The organism is Sphingopyxis flava, assembly GCF_900168005.1.
Taxonomy (GTDB): domain Bacteria; phylum Pseudomonadota; class Alphaproteobacteria; order Sphingomonadales; family Sphingomonadaceae; genus Sphingopyxis; species Sphingopyxis flava.
Genome location: NZ_FUYP01000002.1, coordinates 114299 through 133523 on the forward strand (window position 1 = coordinate 114299; position 19225 = coordinate 133523).

At 63.4% G+C, this 19225-nt stretch carries 18 protein-coding genes; 16 read left to right on the forward strand and 2 right to left on the reverse strand.

Annotation, left to right across the window (positions count from 1 at the left end):
* Nucleotide 1 precedes the first annotated feature (1 nt).
* From aroC to B5X69_RS02090, 3 genes are all read left to right on the forward strand, one after another.
* Complete coding sequence (aroC, locus tag B5X69_RS02080) at nucleotides 2-1078, forward strand: chorismate synthase (protein WP_079637040.1); 1077 nt, start codon at nucleotides 2-4, stop codon at nucleotides 1076-1078.
* A gap of 7 nt (nucleotides 1079-1085) precedes the next feature.
* Nucleotides 1086-2870, forward strand: coding sequence for an SLC13 family permease (locus B5X69_RS02085; RefSeq protein WP_079637041.1), 1785 nt, complete (start codon nucleotides 1086-1088; stop codon nucleotides 2868-2870).
* A 73-nt stretch (nucleotides 2871-2943) separates the two neighbouring features.
* On the forward strand, nucleotides 2944-4272 hold the full coding sequence (locus B5X69_RS02090) for a dicarboxylate/amino acid:cation symporter (protein WP_139375631.1): 1329 nt from the start codon (nucleotides 2944-2946) through the stop codon (nucleotides 4270-4272).
* Between the two features lie 4 nt (nucleotides 4273-4276).
* On the opposite strand, the gene B5X69_RS02095 is transcribed toward B5X69_RS02090, so the two are convergent.
* Entirely contained in the window at nucleotides 4277-5122 is an 846-nt protein-coding gene (locus B5X69_RS02095; RefSeq protein WP_139375632.1) for a hypothetical protein, read from the reverse strand.
* A 179-nt stretch (nucleotides 5123-5301) separates the two neighbouring features.
* Between B5X69_RS02095 and B5X69_RS02100 the strand changes: the two genes are divergently transcribed.
* On the forward strand, nucleotides 5302-6693 hold the full coding sequence (locus tag B5X69_RS02100; protein ID WP_079637175.1) for a cytochrome P450: 1392 nt from the start codon (nucleotides 5302-5304) through the stop codon (nucleotides 6691-6693).
* A gap of 37 nt (nucleotides 6694-6730) precedes the next feature.
* The gene (locus B5X69_RS02105; protein WP_245798532.1) at nucleotides 6731-7447 is read left to right on the forward strand and encodes an extensin-like domain-containing protein; all 717 of its coding nucleotides are present in this window, start codon (nucleotides 6731-6733) and stop codon (nucleotides 7445-7447) included.
* 25 nt (nucleotides 7448-7472) lie between these two features.
* Here B5X69_RS02105 and B5X69_RS02110 read toward each other — a convergent pair whose 3' ends face one another.
* Nucleotides 7473-8540, reverse strand: a complete 1068-nt coding sequence (locus B5X69_RS02110) for a quinone-dependent dihydroorotate dehydrogenase (protein WP_079637044.1) — start codon at nucleotides 8538-8540, stop codon at nucleotides 7473-7475.
* 68 nt (nucleotides 8541-8608) lie between these two features.
* On the opposite strand from B5X69_RS02110, the gene B5X69_RS02115 reads away from it, so the two are divergent.
* The 11 genes from B5X69_RS02115 to ggt all read left to right on the forward strand — a co-directional run bounded on the left by B5X69_RS02115 (nucleotide 8609) and on the right by ggt (nucleotide 19217).
* Nucleotides 8609-10441 (forward strand): DUF885 domain-containing protein, encoded by a 1833-nt coding sequence (locus B5X69_RS02115; RefSeq protein WP_079637176.1) that lies wholly within the window; start codon nucleotides 8609-8611, stop codon nucleotides 10439-10441.
* A 95-nt stretch (nucleotides 10442-10536) separates the two neighbouring features.
* Nucleotides 10537-11424, forward strand: a complete 888-nt coding sequence (locus B5X69_RS02120) for an AraC family transcriptional regulator (protein ID WP_079637177.1) — start codon at nucleotides 10537-10539, stop codon at nucleotides 11422-11424.
* A 279-nt stretch (nucleotides 11425-11703) separates the two neighbouring features.
* A complete protein-coding gene (locus tag B5X69_RS02125; RefSeq protein WP_079637045.1) occupies nucleotides 11704-12195 on the forward strand; it encodes an SUF system Fe-S cluster assembly regulator in 492 nt (163 codons plus the stop codon).
* 4 nt (nucleotides 12196-12199) lie between these two features.
* Nucleotides 12200-13687, forward strand: a complete 1488-nt coding sequence (gene sufB / locus B5X69_RS02130) for a Fe-S cluster assembly protein SufB (RefSeq protein WP_079637046.1) — start codon at nucleotides 12200-12202, stop codon at nucleotides 13685-13687.
* The gene (locus B5X69_RS02135) at nucleotides 13684-13884 is read left to right on the forward strand and encodes a hypothetical protein (protein WP_079637047.1); all 201 of its coding nucleotides are present in this window, start codon (nucleotides 13684-13686) and stop codon (nucleotides 13882-13884) included. Before sufB ends, B5X69_RS02135 begins: the two co-directional genes overlap by 4 nt.
* On the forward strand, nucleotides 13871-14614 hold the full coding sequence (gene sufC, locus B5X69_RS02140; protein WP_079637048.1) for a Fe-S cluster assembly ATPase SufC: 744 nt from the start codon (nucleotides 13871-13873) through the stop codon (nucleotides 14612-14614). Before B5X69_RS02135 ends, sufC begins: the two co-directional genes overlap by 14 nt.
* Complete coding sequence (locus tag B5X69_RS02145) at nucleotides 14611-15342, forward strand: SufD family Fe-S cluster assembly protein (protein ID WP_079637049.1); 732 nt, start codon at nucleotides 14611-14613, stop codon at nucleotides 15340-15342. Before sufC ends, B5X69_RS02145 begins: the two co-directional genes overlap by 4 nt.
* Nucleotides 15339-16520, forward strand: coding sequence for an aminotransferase class V-fold PLP-dependent enzyme (locus tag B5X69_RS02150; protein ID WP_079637050.1), 1182 nt, complete (start codon nucleotides 15339-15341; stop codon nucleotides 16518-16520). Before B5X69_RS02145 ends, B5X69_RS02150 begins: the two co-directional genes overlap by 4 nt.
* Nucleotides 16517-16987, forward strand: a complete 471-nt coding sequence (locus B5X69_RS02155; protein WP_079637051.1) for an SUF system Fe-S cluster assembly protein — start codon at nucleotides 16517-16519, stop codon at nucleotides 16985-16987. Before B5X69_RS02150 ends, B5X69_RS02155 begins: the two co-directional genes overlap by 4 nt.
* Before the next feature lie 101 nt (nucleotides 16988-17088).
* Complete coding sequence (locus tag B5X69_RS02160) at nucleotides 17089-17451, forward strand: HesB/IscA family protein (protein WP_079637052.1); 363 nt, start codon at nucleotides 17089-17091, stop codon at nucleotides 17449-17451.
* A gap of 71 nt (nucleotides 17452-17522) precedes the next feature.
* Nucleotides 17523-19217, forward strand: a complete 1695-nt coding sequence (ggt, locus tag B5X69_RS02165; RefSeq protein WP_079637053.1) for a gamma-glutamyltransferase — start codon at nucleotides 17523-17525, stop codon at nucleotides 19215-19217.
* Nucleotides 19218-19225 lie beyond the last annotated feature (8 nt).

The window sequence follows — 19225 nt, forward strand, 5'->3', positions numbered from 1 at the left end:
GATGAGTTTCAATAGCTTTGGACGTGTACTGCGATTCACGACCTGGGGCGAGAGCCACGGACCGGCGCTTGGCGCGGTCGTGGACGGGTGTCCGCCGCGTCTGTCGCTCTCCGAGGCCGACATCCAGCCGTTCCTTGACAAGCGTCGTCCGGGCCAATCGCGACACACGACGCAGCGGCAGGAGCCTGACCAGGTCCGCATCCTGTCAGGGGTTTTCGAGGGCAAGACTACCGGCACTCCGATCAGCCTGATGATCGAAAATGTCGATCAGCGCTCAAAAGATTATGGCGAGATCGCGCAGGCCTATCGCCCTGGCCACGCGGACTACGCCTATGATGCCAAATACGGCATCCGCGACTATCGCGGCGGCGGGCGGTCGAGCGCGCGCGAGACCGCGGCAAGGGTCGCGGCGGGCGGAGTGGCGCGGCTCGTCATCCCCGAGGTGCAGATCCATGCCTGGGTCGCCGAGATCGGCGGCGACGCGATCGATCCTGCAAACTTCGATCTCGAGGAAATTGACCGCAATCCCTTCTTCTGTCCCGATCCTGCTGCTGCGCAGCGCTGGGAAGGCCTGATGGACACGGCGCGCAAGGCGGGCAGTTCGCTCGGGGCCGTCATCGAATGTGCCGCAAGCGGGGTGCCTGCCGGTTGGGGCGCGCCCGTCTACGCCAAGCTCGACGCCGACCTTGCCGCTGCGATGATGGGAATCAATGCCGTGAAGGGCGTCGAGTTCGGTGCCGGATTCCATGCGGCGCGGTTGCGCGGCGAGGAGAATGCTGACGCGATGCGCCCGGCGACCGATGGCAGCAATCGACCCGATTTCCTGTCGAACAATGCGGGCGGTATTGCAGGCGGGATTTCGACGGGTCAGCCGGTCGTGGTGCGCGTCGCCTTCAAGCCCACAAGTTCGATCCTGACTCCGGTTCCGAGCGTCAATCGCGCCGGCGAGGCGACCGATATCGTCACCAAGGGCCGTCACGACCCCTGCGTTGGCATTCGCGGTGCGCCGGTCGTCGAGGCGATGATGGCTTTGGTGCTTGCCGACCATAAGCTGCTCCACCGCGCGCAATGCGGGTGACGCGCGCATGATCGAGGCTGTGCGTGCGGCCATCGAGGCGCACCAGGCGGTGCTGTCGCTGCTGATTCTCGCGGCGATGTTCGTCGGATTTCTGATGGAGCGATTGCCCGCGACTGTGATCGCGATTCTCGGCGCCTGCACCTATCTCGCGCTTGGAATTCTCGATGCCGAGGCGGCCTATTCGGTTTTCTCCAACTCGGCCCCGATCGTCATCGGCGCGATGTTCGTGCTGTCGGGCGCGCTCCTTCGCACCGGCGTGATCCAGCGGATCGCCGACGCTATCATGGCGCGGGCCGAAAAGCAGCCGCGCCTCGCCATTGTCGAGGTCTTGCTCGGTGCGCTCGCCGCTTCGGCCTTTCTCAATAATACACCGGTCGTTGTCGTGCTTCTTCCGATCATGATGAAGCTCGCAGAGGTGACGGGGATCAGCGCAAAAAAATTGCTGATGCCGCTGTCGATTGCTGCTGTCCTCGGGGGCACGCTGACGCTGATCGGGACCTCGACCAACCTCGTCGTCGACGGCATCGTCCGCGACGCCGGGATGCCGCGCTTCGGCATTTTCGAAATCACGCCGATCGGCCTCGTCACCGCAGCGTCGGGAATGATCGGACTTGCGCTGATGTGGTGGCTGCTGCCGAATGACAGGCCGATCCCTGGCGCGGCGGGGACGCACGATGCGCACCAATATCTGACCGAACTTGTGCTCGGCGATGACGATGCTCTTGTTGGCATGACGGTGGAGGCGTTTCGCGATCTGCCGCGCTCGGGCCGCGTTGTCGGGATACGCCGGGGCGGGACTGTGGTCCACGGCGCCGAGCTCGATCACTGGACGCTGGCACCGGGCGACCGGCTGGTCGTCCGGATCGACGGTCAGACGCTGATGACCTGGCGCGAGCAGAACCGCTTCCTGCTCGGGATCGGCGGTGGGACGCCGTCATCGAACGACATGGTCGTTGAAACGATGATCGCGCCGACTCATCCCTCGATCGGCCAGCGGCTTGCCGATATTCCCTTTCTCCAGAAAATCCGCGCGCGTATCATCGGGCTGGACCGGCCGCTCCACGAAGCGGGCCCTGACCTTGCAAATGTTCGTATCCGTCCTGCTGACCGACTGCTCGTTACTGGCGGTCCGCGCGAGGTGGAGGCGCTGCGCGACAACCCGGGGCTGATTGGCGCCGACCTTGCCAAGACGCGGGCCTTTCGCCGCCGCAAGGCGTGGATCGCGATCCTCTGCATGGCGGGTGTCGTAGGTCTTGCCGCGCTCGACGTGATGCCGATCGGTGTCGCGGCGATAATCGCTATCGGGGTTATCCTCGTCACTCGCTGCATCGACAGCGACGAGGCATGGGGAACGATCGATGGCGACGTGCTAATCCTGATTTTCGCAATGCTCGCGGTCGGGCTCGCGCTCGAGAAGAGCGGCGCGGTCGCGATGATGGTGGGGTGGGTTGAGCCGCTTCTCGCCGATGCACCTCGCTGGGTGCTGGTTTTCGGCATCTACTTTGCCGCCTTGTTCCTTTCGGAACTGCTCAGCAACAATGCCGTTGCGGCGCTGATGACGCCGGTAACGCTTGCCCTTGCTGCCGAGCTCGGCGTCGATCCGCGACCTCTCGTCATCGCGCTGATGATCGGCGCGTCGGCCTGTTTTGCAACGCCGATCGGCTATCAGACCAACACCATCGTCTATGCCGCGGGCGATTATCGCTTCGTCGATTTCGTCAAGATCGGCGTACCGCTCAACATCATCACCGGCGTCTCGACCTGCCTTGCGATCGTCATATTTCTGACCTGACAGCGGCGGTTGCGCGGTTTCTCTCGCGCCGTTACGGTCGCGCGCTTCACGCTCGCACAAAGGGGAGACATTGATGGCCGAAGCAAGCATCGTGGCGCCGGCCGGGGGGGAAGAGGCGCGCGCCCGACGCCTGCAATGGCGGATGCTCATCGGCTTCATGGCGGGGCTGGTCGCCGGGCTGGCGGTCTATTACGGCGCCGCGGATGCGCCGTGGGTCGACGCAGTCACCACCTATGTCACGGGACCGATCGGGCAGATCTTCCTGCGGCTGCTCTTCATGCTGGTCATCCCGCTACTCGTGTCGGCACTCATCGTGGGCGTCGCCGAAATGGGGGAAATGCGCGCGCTCAAGACCATCGGCCTACGCACACTTATCTACACCGTCGTTGTATCCTCGATTGCCGTCGCGGTCAGCCTGGCGGTTGTCAACGCACTTCAGCCCGGGGCGGGCGTTGACCCCGCGCTTGCCAGGACACTGCTTGCCCAAGGCGCCGAGCGCGCGGGGACGATCGTTCAGAGTGCGCATGATTCGAAATCGGGGGTTGCCGCGATCGTCGCGATCGTCCCCGACAATTTCTTCAATGCGATGAGCCAGAATGACGTGCTCGCGGTGATGTTCTTCGCGCTCTTCTTCGGCATCGGGCTGATGCTCGTCCAGACGCCGCAGACGCAGATATTGAAGACTGCGATCGAGGGCGTTTTCGAGGTGGCGATGAAGCTCATCGGCCTCGTCATCCAGCTCGCGCCGATCGCGATCTTCTGCTTCATGTTCAATCTCGCGGCCCAATTTGGGTGGGATCTGATTGTCCGCCTGTCGGCCTATGTCGGGGTCGTGCTGCTCGCGCTGGGGCTCCAGATGTTCGTGATCTTCCCGATCATCCTGAAAGCGCTCGCAAGGAAATCGCCGATCGCTTTCTTCCGCGAAACGCAGGAAGCCTTCGTGATGGCATTTGCCACCGCTTCGTCGAATGCGACGTTGCCAACGTCGCTGCGTGTGGCGCACGATCAGCTTCGGCTCCCGGACCGCGTTGCGCGTTTCGTGCTGACGATCGGGGCCACCGCGAACCAGAATGGCACCGCGATGTTCGAGGGGGTCACGGTGATCTTCCTTGCGCAATTCTTCGGTATCGATCTCACGCTGACGCAGCAGATTTCGGTGATGCTCGTGTGCATACTCGGCGGTATCGGCACTGCGGGGGTTCCCGCGGGGTCGCTACCGGTCATCGCGCTGATTCTCGCCTCGGTCGGGGTGCCCCCCGAGGGGATCGGCCTCGTGCTGGGCGTCGACCGCTTCCTCGACATGTGCCGCACCGTCCTCAACGTCATTGGCGATCTGGTCGCAGCGACCGTCGTGGCGGCGGGCGTCGATGAGGCGCCGGCGGACGCTCCGCCGGCCGCCTGATCTTCTATTGATCGCGCTGCGCGCGGATGCGGTCGCCGCGGTTCGGACGCGCTGCGGCCGGGCGTTCGGCGCGAGGTGCGGGACGTCCGGCCGACGCGCGCGGTGCGGGGGCAGGGCGTGCTGAAGCGGCAGGACGGGGCGCCGGCGCGCTGCGCGCCGCGGGCGCGCGGCGCTCCGGCCTGACGACAGGCTGGCGCACGGCCGGTTTACCGGCCGAAGGCTGCCGCGGCGCCACTGCATCGCGCGCAGGACGACCCGTCAGCACCGATCGGATCTGGGGTTTCTTCCCGTCAGGCCGCGTTGCCGCGGGCGGGGACTTGGGACGTCCGGGCCGCGTGCCGTGCGGCGGCCGGTTTGCGTCGTCATTTCCGGTCCAGCCACCGGGGCGTCCAGGCCGGCCTTGATGATCACCTTTGCCACCGTGCCCGTCCGGTCCGCTGTGGTCGCCCGGCCGACCTGGTCGGCCGCCGTGGCTGCCACCCTTTCCGCCGTGATGGCGCCACCAGGCGCGGCGGCCGCCCCAATAGTTCAGATGGCGGCCGCTTAGCGGATAGCGATTGCGGTACCGGTCGAACATCCACAGGCCATAGCCAGGGTAATAATAGCTGTCGTACCACCCTCCGCCGAAACCGATCTGCGCGAAGCCGCCGCCATAGTCGAGCGAATCATAGCAATCATAGCCATAGCCGTCGTCATAGGCGTAGGGGTCATAATCGTAATAATCGCCCGCACACACGCCCGAGGAAGCGTAACTCGCCCCGTAGACGTCGCCGTAATAGCAGCCGCTGAGCGTCGTCGTCGCCAGCGCGCCGATGGCGAGGGAAAAGGGGCGCCGAAATATGCTGGCCATCATCTTGTCCTTCATGAGAGTCCACGAATGAGGAGTCTCTGTCTTGAAGCCGGGAATGCGCGCGTCGAGTTGAATTTGCGGTGAATGGGACCGGGCCCCGCCTTCACGCCTTACTTGCATCGATGTCAGTAGTTGGATAGGCTGATCCAAAGCCACAATGACAGAGGATGCTGATCGCGATGAATGCCCCTGCACGGATCGAATGGTCGGAAGCGCGCTTTGGCCCCGACACGCAGCATTGGCTGCCGCGCAACCCCGACAGCGCGCTCGATCATATTCCCGGCGAGGATGGCCTGCCGATCCTTGGCAACACGCTTGACCAACTTCGCGACTATCCAGCCTTCACGCGGCGCATGGTCGCAAAATATGGCCATGTTTATCGCAACAACAGTTTTGGCGGACGCAGCGTTTCGCTTCACGGACCGGACGCCAATGAGCTGGTGATGTTCGATCGCGAGAAGATTTTTTCGTCCGAACAAGGGTGGGGTCCGGTCCTCAACCTGCTCTTCCCGCGCGGACTGATGCTAATGGATTTCGAAAAGCATCGCGCCGACCGCAAGACGCTGTCGGTCGCCTTCAAGCCCGAACCGATGCGCCACTATGCAGAATCGCTTAATGAGGGGATCCGACATCGCGTCGCTGCATGGAGCGGCAGCACCTTCAAATTCTATCCGGCGATCAAGGAACTGACCCTCGATCTCGCCGCGACCAGTTTTCTTGGCATTCCGTGGGGGCCCGAGGCCGACAAGGTCAACAAGGCCTTTGTCGACATGGTGCAGGCATCGATCGGCGTCGTGCGCGTGCCGCTTCCCTTCACTGCGATGGGCCGCGGGGCGAAGGGCCGTGCCTATCTGGTCGATTATTTCGGCCGGATGGTGCCCGAACGCCGCGAAGGCACCGCCGCCGACATTTTCAGCCAGATCTGCCGCGCCCTCGACGACAATGGCGATCATCTCCCGGTCGATGCGATCGTCGACCATATGAACTTCCTGATGATGGCGGCGCACGATACCATCACCAGCTCGATCACCACGCTCGTCTGGCAGCTTGCGAGGCATCCGGACTGGCAGGACCGGCTGCGCGAGGAGATGCTGCGCGTCGCGCCGGCGGGCGAGAGGGTCGGGCATAACAGCCTCGGCGAGCTTGAGCTTACCGAATGGGCCTTCAAGGAGGCGTTGCGGCTCGTGCCCCCCGTGCCGAGCTTCCCGCGCCGGGCGCTTAAGGATTTCGAATTCCGCGGTTACCGAATTCCCGCGGGCACCTCGGTCGGGGTCAGCCCAGCTTTCACCCACATGATGGAGGAGCATTGGCCCGAACCCGAAATTTTCGATCCGATGCGCTTTTCGCCCGAGGTCGCGCGCGAGCGGCACAAATATGCCTGGGTCCCCTTCGGCGGCGGCGCGCACATGTGCCTCGGGCTCCACTTCGCCTATATGCAGGCGAAAATCTTCTTCCATCACGTGCTCACGACGCACCGCATCGTCGTCGCGCAGGGGTATGAACCCGCGTGGCAAATATTGCCTATTCCACGTCCCAAGGACGGGCTGCTGGTGACGTTCCAGCCGCTCTGAGCTTGCCGCCCGGCGCGCGATGCCCCAGTTGGGGAGGGTGGCAAGCCTGCGTCCCTATCTGATTTGGTTCGGCATCGCCGTCCTGCTCACGCTCGCTGCTATCCGCGGCATGGCGTGGCTGCGCGCGCATCCTGAGCATAACCCTGGCGCCCGCTTCGAACTTGCGCACCGGCAAGGCTGGGCAACGCACGGCAAGCTGGCCGCGCTGGTGGAAGACGATGCGGGATGCTTTGCGGCCTTCGACCGGGCGGGCGCGGGCTATTTGCGACGACCGCCAATGGGGGAAGGCGCCTGCCTTGCCACTCAGCGCATGCTGCTAACCGGAAATCGCTTCGTGCCGACGATGCGCCCGGCGAATGCCGCGCCGGGGTGCGCGGTGACCGCGGCAATGGTTCTGTGGACCCGCGATGTTGTCCAGCCGCTTGCGCGCAAATATTTCGGGCAGCGGGTGGTCGGAATCGAAAACCTCGGTGCCTATAACTGCCGCAGGATTGCCGGGCGCCCGGCGCAGAGCGAGCATTCCACCGCCAATGCAATCGACATTTCGGCCTTCACGCTTGCCGACGGAACGCGCATCTCGTTGATCGACGACTGGGACGATGATGATGTGCGCCGCGAGTTTCTCCACGCAGTTCGCGATGGATCGTGCGGCCTGTTCTCGACCGTCCTCTCGCCCGACTATAACGAGGCGCACGCCAATCATTTCCACCTCGACATGGCGGCGCGGACGGCAGGCTGGACGATCTGCCGCTAGCTTTCGATTTAGGGGGATCGGCCGCTTAGGCGGCCACCCCGACGGCATCGGACACCTTCGCAAAGCCGTCGCGCGCAGCAAGACGCTCCAGCCCGCGCGCGATCCGGCCGGCAAGGCCCGGTCCTTCAAACACCATCGCCGAATAGATCTGAATAAGACTCGCCCCTGCGCGGATGCGCTCCCACGCCTGTTCGGCAGTCGCAATGCCGCCGACGCCGATTAGCGGCAGCGCGCTGCCGCTCGCGGCCCGAAAATCCTTGAGCCGCTGGAGCGCGAGTGTGCCAAGCGGCGCGCCCGAGAGACCGCCCGATTCGCCCGCATGGCGCGAAGCGAGCGGCGGGCGCTCGATCGTCGTGTTCGAGACGATGACCGCCGCCAGGCCCTTGCCGAGCGCAACCGCGACGATGTCGTCGATGTCGGCGGGTGCGAGGTCCGGCGCGACTTTCAGAAACACCGGCTTCGGCGCCTCGCCATGCGCCGCCGCGACCCCGTCGAGCAGGGCCTCGAGCGCGCCCTTGTCCTGGAGCGCGCGAAGTCCAGGCGTGTTCGGCGACGAGATATTTACCGTCAGATAGTCGGCGAGCGGCGCCATGGCCGCGGTGCCCTTCGCATAGTCGGCTATGCGGTCGGCGCTGTCCTTGTTCGCACCGATATTGATGCCGAGCGGTACGGGAAGGCCATAGCGGCGCAGGCAGGCGATGCGCTCGGCCGCTGCTGCCTGACCGCCGTTGTTGAAGCCCATACGGTTGATGATCGCAGCATCCTCAACCAACCGGAAGAGCCGCGGGCGCGGATTACCGTCCTGGGGCAGGGGGGTGAGCGTGCCGACCTCGACGAAGCCAAAGCCGAAATGCGGCATCGCATGGGCGACGCGGGCATCCTTGTCGAAGCCTGGGGCGAGCCCGACCGGATTGGGAAAGGCGATTCCTGCGAGCTCGGTCGCGAGCGCCGGGCTCGTCAGCGCGCGCCGGGCGCGGGGCAGCGGCTGGAGCGCGCTCAGCGTCAGTTTATGCGCGGCCTCGCCATCGCTCGCGTGGACAAGCGGGCGCACGCAGGCATAGGCGGCATCGGCGGCGGAAGCGAAAATCGACATGGGCCCGCCATTGCGCTGCGCGGGGTGCTATGGCAAGCCCGAGATGGCCCAGGAACCGGGAGAAAATCGTGTCGTATCGCCGCCTTGCCCTTGCTGCCTCTGTCGGCGTTGCCGCGCTCGCCCTGTCGGGGTGCGCGGCTCCAAGAGCGCAGGTAGGTGCCGCGCCGCTGGAGGGCGCCCAAGAGCCGGCGCCTGCGGGCGCGGGGCTCGACGAATTCTTCCGGAAATATGACGCGGCGCAGCTGTCGCTGAGCCCCGAGGCCAAAGCCTATCGCGGCATCCGCGACGAAGACTATGGCCGCTGGGATGATGTCAGCGACGAGGCCGCAGTGGCGCGGGACAAATTATTGCAGGCGTCTGCGGCGGCAATGCGCTCCAGCTTTGATCCAGCCGCGCTTGATGCCAAGGATGCGCTGTCGTTTGAGTTGTTCAACGCTCAGGCCGAACGCAGCGCGCGCCTGTTTCCCTTCCGCGACTACAGCTATATTTTCAACCAGATGAGCGGGGCGCAGAGCCAGATGCCCGCCTTCTTGATCAATATCCACCGCGTCAGCGATTTCGAAGATGCGCTCGCTTATATCGAGCGCATCAAAGGGATGGGCTCACTGCTCGATGCCCTGAGCGCGCAGTCCGCCGAGCGGGCGGCGCGGGGTATCCAGCCGCCTCAATGGGTCTATGGCTATGTCATCGCAGATATCCGCAATCTGACGACGAGCGATCCCGCCCGCCGTGCGCCGAATGCGGTGCTCGCCGATTTTGCGGCAAAGGTCGCGAAACTCGACATCGACGCCGACGCGAGGGCGCAGCTCGTCAGCGACGCTCAGGCAGCGTGGCAGGATCATGCTTATCCTGCCTACCGGCGTCTGCTGGCCGAAATGGAGCGGCAGCAGGCGGAGGCGCCGAGTGAGGACGGCGTCTGGCGGCTGCCCGACGGGGCGGCCTATTATCAGGCGCTGCTCGCCAGCTATACGACCACCGACATGACGGCGCAGCAGATCCACGACCTCGGCCTGTCCGAGGTTGCGCGCATCCACAAGGCGATGCAGGCGATAATGGCGAAGGTCGGCTTCAAGGGTAGGCTCGCGCAATTCTTCGACCATCTGCGCACAAGCCCCCAATATTATCACACGACGCGCACGGCCTATCTTGCCGAGGTCGACGCACATGTGAAGGCGGTGGAGGCGCGTTTGCCTGCCTTCTTCAACACGCTGCCCAAGGCGCCGCTGCAGGTGAAGGCGGTCGAAGCATTCAGGGAGGAATCGGCGGGAAAGGCCTTCTATCAATCGCCGTCGCCCGACGGGACGCGGCCGGGCACCTATTATGTCAATCTTTATGACCTTAAGGACATGTCGAAGACCGAGCTCGAGGCGCTGGTCTATCACGAAGGAATCCCGGGTCATCATTTGCAGCGCGCGGTGCAAACCGAACTCGAAGGCCTGCCCCCTTTCCGCCGCTTCGGCAATTTCACCGCCTATACCGAAGGCTGGGGTCTATATGCCGAGGAATTGGCCAAGGACATGGGCTTCTACACCGATCCCTACAGTGATTTTGGCCGTCTCGGCATGGAGCTCTGGCGGGCGTGCCGGCTCGTCGTCGACACGGGAATCCACGACAAGCGCTGGAGCCGCGAGCAGGCGATCGCCTATCTGAAGGCCAACACCCCCAATCCTGACGGCGATATCGAGAAAGCGATCGAGCGCTATATCGTTTATCCGGGTCAGGCGACCGCCTATACGATCGGCAAGCTCAAGATCATGGAGCTTCGCACCCGCGCCGAGGCGGCGCTCGGCGATCGCTTCGATATCCGCGTCTTCCACGATGTCGTGCTGCAATCGGGGCCCGTTCCGCTCGACATTTTGGAGCGCCGGGTCAATGGCTGGATTGCTGCCGAAAAGGAATAGCTTTGGATAAATTGCGGCTTGACGCACCGCAACAAAAGGAAAATTATGCGGATCGTAAACAGGCGGCAATAAAGCTGCCGGGGGTCGGTCTCATCATGTCGGACACTATTTTGCCGCCAGGGGGCGCGAACGGCGATGCGCCGTTTGAACTGCAATATTTTCCGCCGGATCCCGATCTCGCGGACATGGTGTCGAGTTTTTACGTCGCGCGGATCAACATGCCGCGTTTTGACGAGTATGAACGCGCTGATCGGCCGCAATTCCGCTTCGTCACCGCGGCGAAGGGCGAATATGTCTTTGCCGATGGCCACTGCTCGCCCGTGTGCCGTGCCAACATCGTCGGTCCGACGAGCGGCCGTGTGCGCGCGATAAGCCATTGTCCCACGCGGATGTTCGGTTTCGGTCTGCTTCCGGCTGGCTGGGCGGCGCTGATGGGTGACGATGCCGAAAAGCTTACCGACCGCGCGATCGACGCGGCCGACCTCTTCGGTGACTGGGTGGATGCTGTCGCTACCGCGCTTGCAAAAGCCGCCGACGTCACCGAGCAGCTGGTTATCGGCAATAATTTCGCGCGCGAGGTGCTGCAAAAGCAAGAAGCGGCGCCGATGTGGTTCATTCGCACTGTCGACAAGTGGCTCACCGACGCCGCATCGCCGCAAGTCGCCGATCTCGTCGGCGCCACGGGCATGTCGATCCGCTCGGTCGAACGCATGACCAAACATTATTACGGTCTGTCGCCGCGGATGCTGGCGCGCAAATATCGCGCGGTACGCGCTGCTTCAGCGCTCGCGCGAGGCGAAAATCTCGACACGGCGCAGCTTGGCGACGCGTTTTACGACCAGTCGCATCTGATCCGCGAGATCAAGCGCTTTGCGGGTGCGACACCGGGGCAGCTGAGCCGCCCCTCGCGCTATACCGAGGCAACAACCCGCGGCCGCAAGGAACTGGCGGGCAAGGTGAGCCCGCTCGTGTCGGAAACCTAACGCGAATTAACCATTTAACGCGATCAGGCTGTCTTTTTTGGCGTTTCCGTACAATCGCGAATCGCCGCGCGCGCCTAATCGGAAGCTGCGACCCAGAAGAGCTCTTCCTCTTTGCGAGGACTGAGACCTTCATCTTGGCACTCATTTGGCTTCGGCCGGATGGGTGCCTTTTTTTATCGGGCAAATGCGGCCTCGGTTGCGCGCCGCCGGAGCCTTCCCTATATAAGTGGAGTAAATTGCTCCAGTTAAGAATCGTTCGCAAATGCGGACGGAGAAACGATGCGCCTGTCGAACCTTGCCGATTATGCCGTGGTGTTGATGAGCGCCGCCGCGCGACAGTGCGGGTCGGTCCCGCTGCACGCGGCCTTGCTCGCCGAGCAGACCGGGATTCCTGGCCCCACGGCGCAGAAGCTGGTGAGCAGCCTTGCGCGCGCGGGTCTGCTTGTCGCCTCGCGTGGCAGCGGCGGCGGGGTGCGGCTTGCGCGGCCTGCGGCCGCGATCAACGTCGCGGAGATTATTGAAGCGGTCGAGGGCCCGATTGCGTTGACGGCGTGCTGCGACGACGGTCGTCACGACTGCGGCTTTGAGGGCAGCTGTCAGGTCCAGCCGCATTTCAGCGTCGTCAACACGGCGGTGCGTGCGGCGCTTGCCGAGATCAGTCTGGCGAGGCTTGCCGTTGCCCCGGCCAGAGCGGGGCACGCTCGAGAATCCGATCCTGCCTCGGCCCGCACGCCGATAGCGGCTCCGGCCTTCGCCGGGACAATGAGTTAGAGATATGACCGATAACACTGAAACGCCCGTCAAGGACCAAGCCGCGCGCGAGGCTGCCCTGCGCGTTGCTGATTATGAGCATGGCTGGTCCGCCGATATTGAGCAGGAATTCGCGCCCAAGGGGCTTTCGGAAGATATCGTCCGCTTTATCAGCGCGAAGAAGAACGAGCCCGAATGGATGCTCGACTGGCGGCTCAAGGCCTATCGCCACTGGCTCACGATGACGCCGCCCGACTGGGCAAAGCTCAACGTCCCGCCGATCGATTATCAGGATGCTTATTATTATGCCGCGCCCAAGGCGAAGCCCAAGCTGAACAGCCTCGACGAGGTCGATCCCGAAATCCTCGAGGTCTACAAGAAGCTTGGCATCCCGATCGAGGAGCAGAAGGTTCTTGCCGGCGTCGAAGGCGCGCGCAAGGTTGCGGTCGATGCCGTGTTCGATAGCGTCAGCGTCGCGACGACCTTCCGCGAAGAACTCAAGAAGGCGGGTGTTATTTTCCTGTCGATCAGCGAGGCGATCCGCGAACATCCCGACCTCGTCAAAAAGTGGCTCGGCAAGGTCGTGCCGCAGCATGACAATTATTTTTCGGCGTTGAACTGTGCGGTCTTTTCGGACGGTACTTTCGTCTATGTGCCCAAGGGCGTGCGCTGTCCGATGGAGCTATCGACCTATTTTCGCATCAACGCGGAGAATACGGGGCAATTCGAGCGCACGCTGATCGTCGCCGACCAGGGCGCGTATGTGAGCTATCTCGAAGGCTGCACCGCGCCGATGCGCGACGAGAACCAGCTCCATGCCGCGGTCGTCGAGCTCGTCGCGCTGGACGATGCCGAGATCAAATATTCGACCGTCCAGAATTGGTACCCGGGCGACGCCGAGGGCAAGGGCGGTATCTACAATTTCGTGACCAAGCGCGCGCTCTGCCAGGGCGCGAGATCCAAGGTTTCGTGGACGCAGGTCGAAACCGGCAGCGCGATCACTTGGAAATACCCCAGCTGTGTGCTGAACGGCGACGACAGCGTTGGCGAATTCTACTCGGTCGCGGTCACCAACAATTATCAGCAGGCCGACACCGGGACCAAGATGATCCATAATGGCAAGCGCACCCGCTCGACCATTGTCTCGAAGGGCATCAGCGCGGGCAGGTCGAACAACACCTATCGCGGATTGGTGCGTGTCGCGCCCAATGCCGACGGCGTGCGCAACTTCACCCAGTGCGACAGCCTTCTGCTCGGCGACCGCTGCGGTGCGCACACCGTGCCCTATATCGAGGTTCGCAATCCCTCCGCGCAGGTCGAGCATGAGGCGACGACGAGCAAGATCAGCGACGACCAGCTTTTTTACGCGATGCAGCGAGGCCTTTCGCAGGAAGAGGCGGTGGCGCTGATCGTCAACGGCTTCGCCAAGGAAGTGCTGCAGCAACTGCCCATGGAATTTGCAGTCGAGGCACAGAAGCTGTTGGGAATCAGTCTGGAAGGAAGCGTCGGGTGAGGTTTCGATCGCTCTTTCGCAGGCGGCGCCCGATCGCTTCGGGATCGGACCCGGACTTTGTCCTGATCCCCTATAACCCGGTTGGCGGCGCGCACGAATTTGTCCGCGTTCGGCGAGACGAGACCCTCAAGATCAACGGCAACTCCGTCCAGATCGAGGCCAATGAATACAGGATCGATGGCAATGCTAAGAATTGAAAATCTCCACGCGACGGTCGCGGACAAGCCGATCCTGAAAGGGCTCTCACTCACCATCAACGCGGGTGAAATCCACGCGATCATGGGTCCAAATGGCGCGGGCAAGTCGACGCTGTCCTATGTTCTTGGCGGGCGCCCCGGCTATGACGTCGCCGAAGGGTCGGCGACCTTTGAGGGGCAAGATCTGCTCGAGATGGAGCCGCACGAACGCGCTGCGGCGGGTCTGTTTCTCGGATTTCAATACCCGGTCGAAATTCCGGGCGTCTCGAACCTTCAGTTCCTGCGCGAAAGCCTCAATGCCCAGCGCAGGGCGCGCGGGGAGGAGCCGCTGTCGGGCGGCGATTTCCTGAAGGTTGCGCGCGAGAAGGCGGGGCTTTTGAAGCTCGACATGGATATGCTCAAACGTCCCGTGAACGTGGGCTTTTCGGGCGGCGAAAAGAAGCGCAACGAGATGGTGCAGATGGGCATCCTCGACCCGAAGCTCGCGATCCTCGATGAAACCGACTCAGGTCTCGACATCGATGCGCTGCGCATCGTGGGCGACGGGATCAATACGATCATGCGCCGTCCCGACAAGGCGGTGTTGCTGATTACCCATTATCAGCGGCTGCTCGACTATGTAGAGCCCGACTATGTCCACGTCCTCGCCGCGGGCCGCATCGTCAAGTCGGGCGGCGCGGACCTCGCGCTCGAACTCGAACGCGAGGGCTATGCGGAGATCGCGGCTTGACCATTACCGCCCTTCCGTCCCGCCGCGACGAAGCGTGGCGCTATAGCGACATCGAGGCGCTCGCAGCGGCGTGGCCGCTTGCTCCGGCCGAGACGATCGTTGTCCCCCCAGGCGGCGATTTTCGCCGGGAGATCGTGCAAGATGCGGGCACGATACACCGGATCGAAATGAGCGTTGGCAAAGACGCGGCCGCGGCGCTTCACATCCTCAACGTCGGCGGCTCTTATGGCCGGATCGAAATCGCCGTGACGCTCTACGAAGGCGCCGATTTTACGCTCGGTGCAGCCCAGATCGGCGGCGGCAAACAGAATCTCGAGATCGTCACCACCGTCATCCATGCCGAACCCGGCGCGACGTCGCGGCAGACGGTACGCTCGGTGCTCGCCGGCACCGCCACCGGCACCTATCTTGGGAAGGTCGCGGTGGCGCGCGGTGCGCAGCGGACCGACAGCGAGCAGGATGTGAAAGCGATGCTGCTCGACCGCAGTGCGACCGCCAACGCGAAGCCCGAGCTCGAAATCTTCGCTGACGACGTCAAGTGCGCGCACGGCTGCGCGATCGGCGAGCTCGATGGCGACGCGCTTTTCTATATGCAGTCGCGCGGGATGCCTCCCGCCGCGGCGAAGACGATCTTGCTTCAGGCGTTCGTTGCCGGCGTGTTCGACGGGGCAGCCGAGGAGGCGCACCTCCAGGATCTGGCGCTCGCAAAACTGGGAGAGCTGGTGTGAGCATCAAAGCCGCCGTTCGAACGCTGCCCGATGTTCGCGCCGATTTTCCCGGTCTGACCACCGACTGGCATTATCTCGACACCGCGGCGACCGCGCAGAAGCCGCAGGCCGTGATTGACGCGACCGTGAAGGCGATGGGCCGCGACTATGCGACCGTTCATCGCGGCGTCTACGCGCGCTCGGCCGACATGACGCTCGCCTATGAGGCGGCCCGCCGGCGGATTGCGGCATTTATCGGCGCACGCGAAGATGATGTCACCTTCGTGCGCGGGGCGACCGAGGCGATCAATCTGGTGGCCTACAGCCATCCCCGCAAGGGCAGGGTTCTGCTCTCGATGCTCGAACATCACAGCAATATCGTGCCGTGGCAGCTCGCGGGGTGGCAAGTCGATGTCTGCCCGCTGACTGAGGATGGCAGCATTGACCTTGTCGCTGCCGAAAAGCTCCTCACGCCCGAGCATGAGATGGTAGCTTTTGCCCATGTCTCGAACGTGCTGGGCAGTCCTCTCGACGTCGCGCGAGCGGCGGAGCTTGCTCACCGCGTCGGCGCTGAACTGCTGATCGATGGGTGTCAGGCCGTGCCGCGATTGCCGGTCGACGTCGGGGCCTTGGACTGCAACTATTATGTGTTTTCGGGGCACAAGCTTTATGGCCCCACCGGGATCGGGGTGCTTTGGAGCAACAAGCTCGACGCGCTGCCGCCGTGGCAGGGTGGCGGGTCGATGATCGACCGCGTGACCTTCGAGAAGACAAGCTATGCTCCTGCTCCAACACGTTTCGAGGCCGGAACGCCGGCGATCGTCGAGGCGCTGGGGCTTGCGGCGGCGGTGGAATATATTGCACAGCACGGAATCGAGGCGATCCGCGCGCATGAATGCGCGTTGGTGGCTTCGCTGCGCGAGCAGCTTGCGCGCAAGAACAGTATTACCCTGTTTGGCCCGGAGAACAGCGCCGGCATCGTGAGCTTTGCGATGGCGGGGGTTCACCCACACGACATCGGGACGATCCTGGACGAGAATGGGGTCGCGATCCGCGCCGGACATCATTGCGCGCAGCCGCTGATGGAGCATCTGGGGGTGCCGGCCACCGCGCGGGCAAGCTTCGGGCTTTACAGCAACCAGGATGATGTGACCGCGCTGATCGAAGGGCTGGCGCGCGTCGAAAGGATTTTCGGATGAACGAGGAACGCATGTATCGGATCGAGGAAGTGGAAAGCGTGCCGCCGCCGCCCAAGGCGCGCGTCGAGGATGCCGAGCCCGCTGCCGAGAAGCTCGAACGCAAGCGCGATTATCTGGAAGGATTTCTTGCTGCCAAACCCGCCGAGGTTGATCCGCACGGGGTCGGCGGCGATCTGCACCAAGCCGTGGTGAACGCGCTCAAGGATATCTACGATCCTGAAATCCCGGTGAATATCTATGACCTTGGGCTCATCTATAATGTCGAGATCAACGAGGGCCACGTCCTGATCACCATGACGCTGACGACGCCCCATTGCCCGGTCGCTGAATCGATGCCGGGCGAGGTTGAGCTTCGCGTTGGCGCGGTACCAGGGGTCGGCGATGCCGAGGTTCACCTGGTGTGGGATCCCCCGTGGAGTCCTGCGAACATGAGTGATGAAGCGCGTCTTGAATTGGGGATGCTGTAACCGCCCCCCCTGGCATGGTTGGGGGTGGGCGCAGCGCCAATCCATCCCTATATAAAGCCGAGTGACGGCCCACCTCTCCCGCGCGCGGGAGGAGGGAGATGATGATTATGACCGATACCAAAACCCGCATTCGTCCTGCCGCAGTGACGCTCACCCCCGCTGCCGAGGCAAGGATTGCGAAACTGATGGCGTCCGCGCCCGAGGGCTCGATCGGCGTCAAGCTGTCGACGCCGCGGCGCGGCTGCTCGGGGCTTGCCTATTCGGTCGATTATGTGACCGAGGCCGACCGGTTCGACGAGAAGATCGAAACGCCGGGCGGGATATTCTACATCGATGGCGCCTCGGTCCTTTATTTGATCGGCAGCGTCATGGACTGGGTGGAGGATGACTTCTCCGCAGGTTTCGTGTTCGAGAACCCCAATGCCAAGGGTGCGTGCGGCTGCGGCGAGAGCTTCACCGTATAGGAGAGAAACAGCATCTTCTCCTTTGCCCCCCGGGCTTGCGCAGTCGGGGCCCTCGCGCCAATGTCGCGCGCATGATCAAGCGACTCCTTGCTGCCTTCAGCCTGTTCGTCATCGTCCTTCCGTCGCTCGCCGCGGCACAGGGCGTCACTTCCTCCGCCGATCCGCGCGCGACCGAGGCGGGGCGTGAGATACTGGAAAAGGGCGGCTCAGCCGCCGATGCCCAAATGGCGATGATGCTGGTCCTGACGCTGGTCGAGCCGCAGTCGAGCGGCATCGGGGGTGGCGGGTTCTTCCTATATCATGACGCCAAGACAGGCGAGATCACGACGATCGACGGCCGCGAAACGGCGCCTGCTTCAGCGACACCCGATCGTTTTCTCGACAAGAACGGAAAGCCGCGCGGCTTCACGGATGTCGTCCCCGGTGGGCTTTCGGTGGGCGTTCCCGGCAATATTCGCTTGATGCAGGAGGTGCACAGGCGTTGGGGCAAGCTGCCTTGGGCTGATCTCTTCGCGCCGGCGATTGCGCTTGCCGACAAAGGCTTCGAGGTCACCCCGGTTCTCCACAATCTGATGAACCGCTTTGCTGATGTCTGGAAAGATTTTCCCGAGATCCGTGCGATCTACTATGTTGATGGCAAGCCCGCGCCGGTGGGGACAGTGATCAAGAATCCCGCCTATGCAGCGCTGCTCCGTGACATTGCGGCGCGGGGCCCCGACGCCTTTTACAGCGGCGTCAACGCGCAGGCCATCGTCAAGGCGGTGACGCAGGCTCCGCGCAACCCGGCGAAGATGGCGCTCGCCGACCTTGCAGCCTACCAGGCGAAGGAGCGGCCCGCGGTCTGTACAACCTACCGCATTTACAAGCTTTGCGGCATGGCGCCCCCCTCGTCGGGCGCAACCACGGTGTTCGGCATTCTCGGCATGCTCGAAGCCTATGACATGAAGGCGATGGGCAAGGACAATGTGATGAGCTGGCACCTGCTCGCCGAGGCGATGCAACTCGCCTATGCCGATCGCGGACAATATCTTGGCGACAGCGATTTCGTGGACGTTCCGGTGAAGGGTCTGCTCGACAAGCAGTATCTCGCGGTGCGCCGGATGCTGATCTCGCCCTATAAGGTACGCAGCGACTATCCCGCCGGCACGCCGCCGGGGGCCGAGCCGCGCGCGCCCTCGGGCCCGGTCGCTGAACATGGAACGACCCATTTTGTCGCGGTCGATGGTGAAGGAAATGTCGCGTCGATGACTTCGACGGTCGAATCGATCTTTGGCAGCCATCTGGTCGCCAACGGTTATGTGCTCAACAACGAACTTACCGATTTCACCTTTGCGGCGGAACAGGACGGAAAACCCGTCGCCAACCGGGTCGAGGCGGGAAAGCGGCCGCTCTCGTCGATGTCGCCCACGATCGTCTATGGCCCTGATGATCGGCCGATCCTCGCCCTTGGTTCGGCGGGCGGCAAGCGGATCATCATGCATGTGACCAAGACGTTGATCGGCGTTCTCGACTGGGGGCTGACCGCTGAGGAGGCGATCGCACTCCCCAACCTCTTTTTCGACGAGCAAGGCGCAATCATCGAGGACAATGAAATGGGCAAGACCATCGCCCAGGAATCGGCGGTGTTCGGCAAGCCGATCCGGCCCGCGAATTTCGGCTCGAAGGTCAATGCCGCCGAGCGCACGCCGACGGGCTGGCGCGGCGCCGCCGATCCGCGTACGCCGGGTAACTGGGCGATTGCCGATCCGACGGCCGCCTCCGAATAATATCCAAG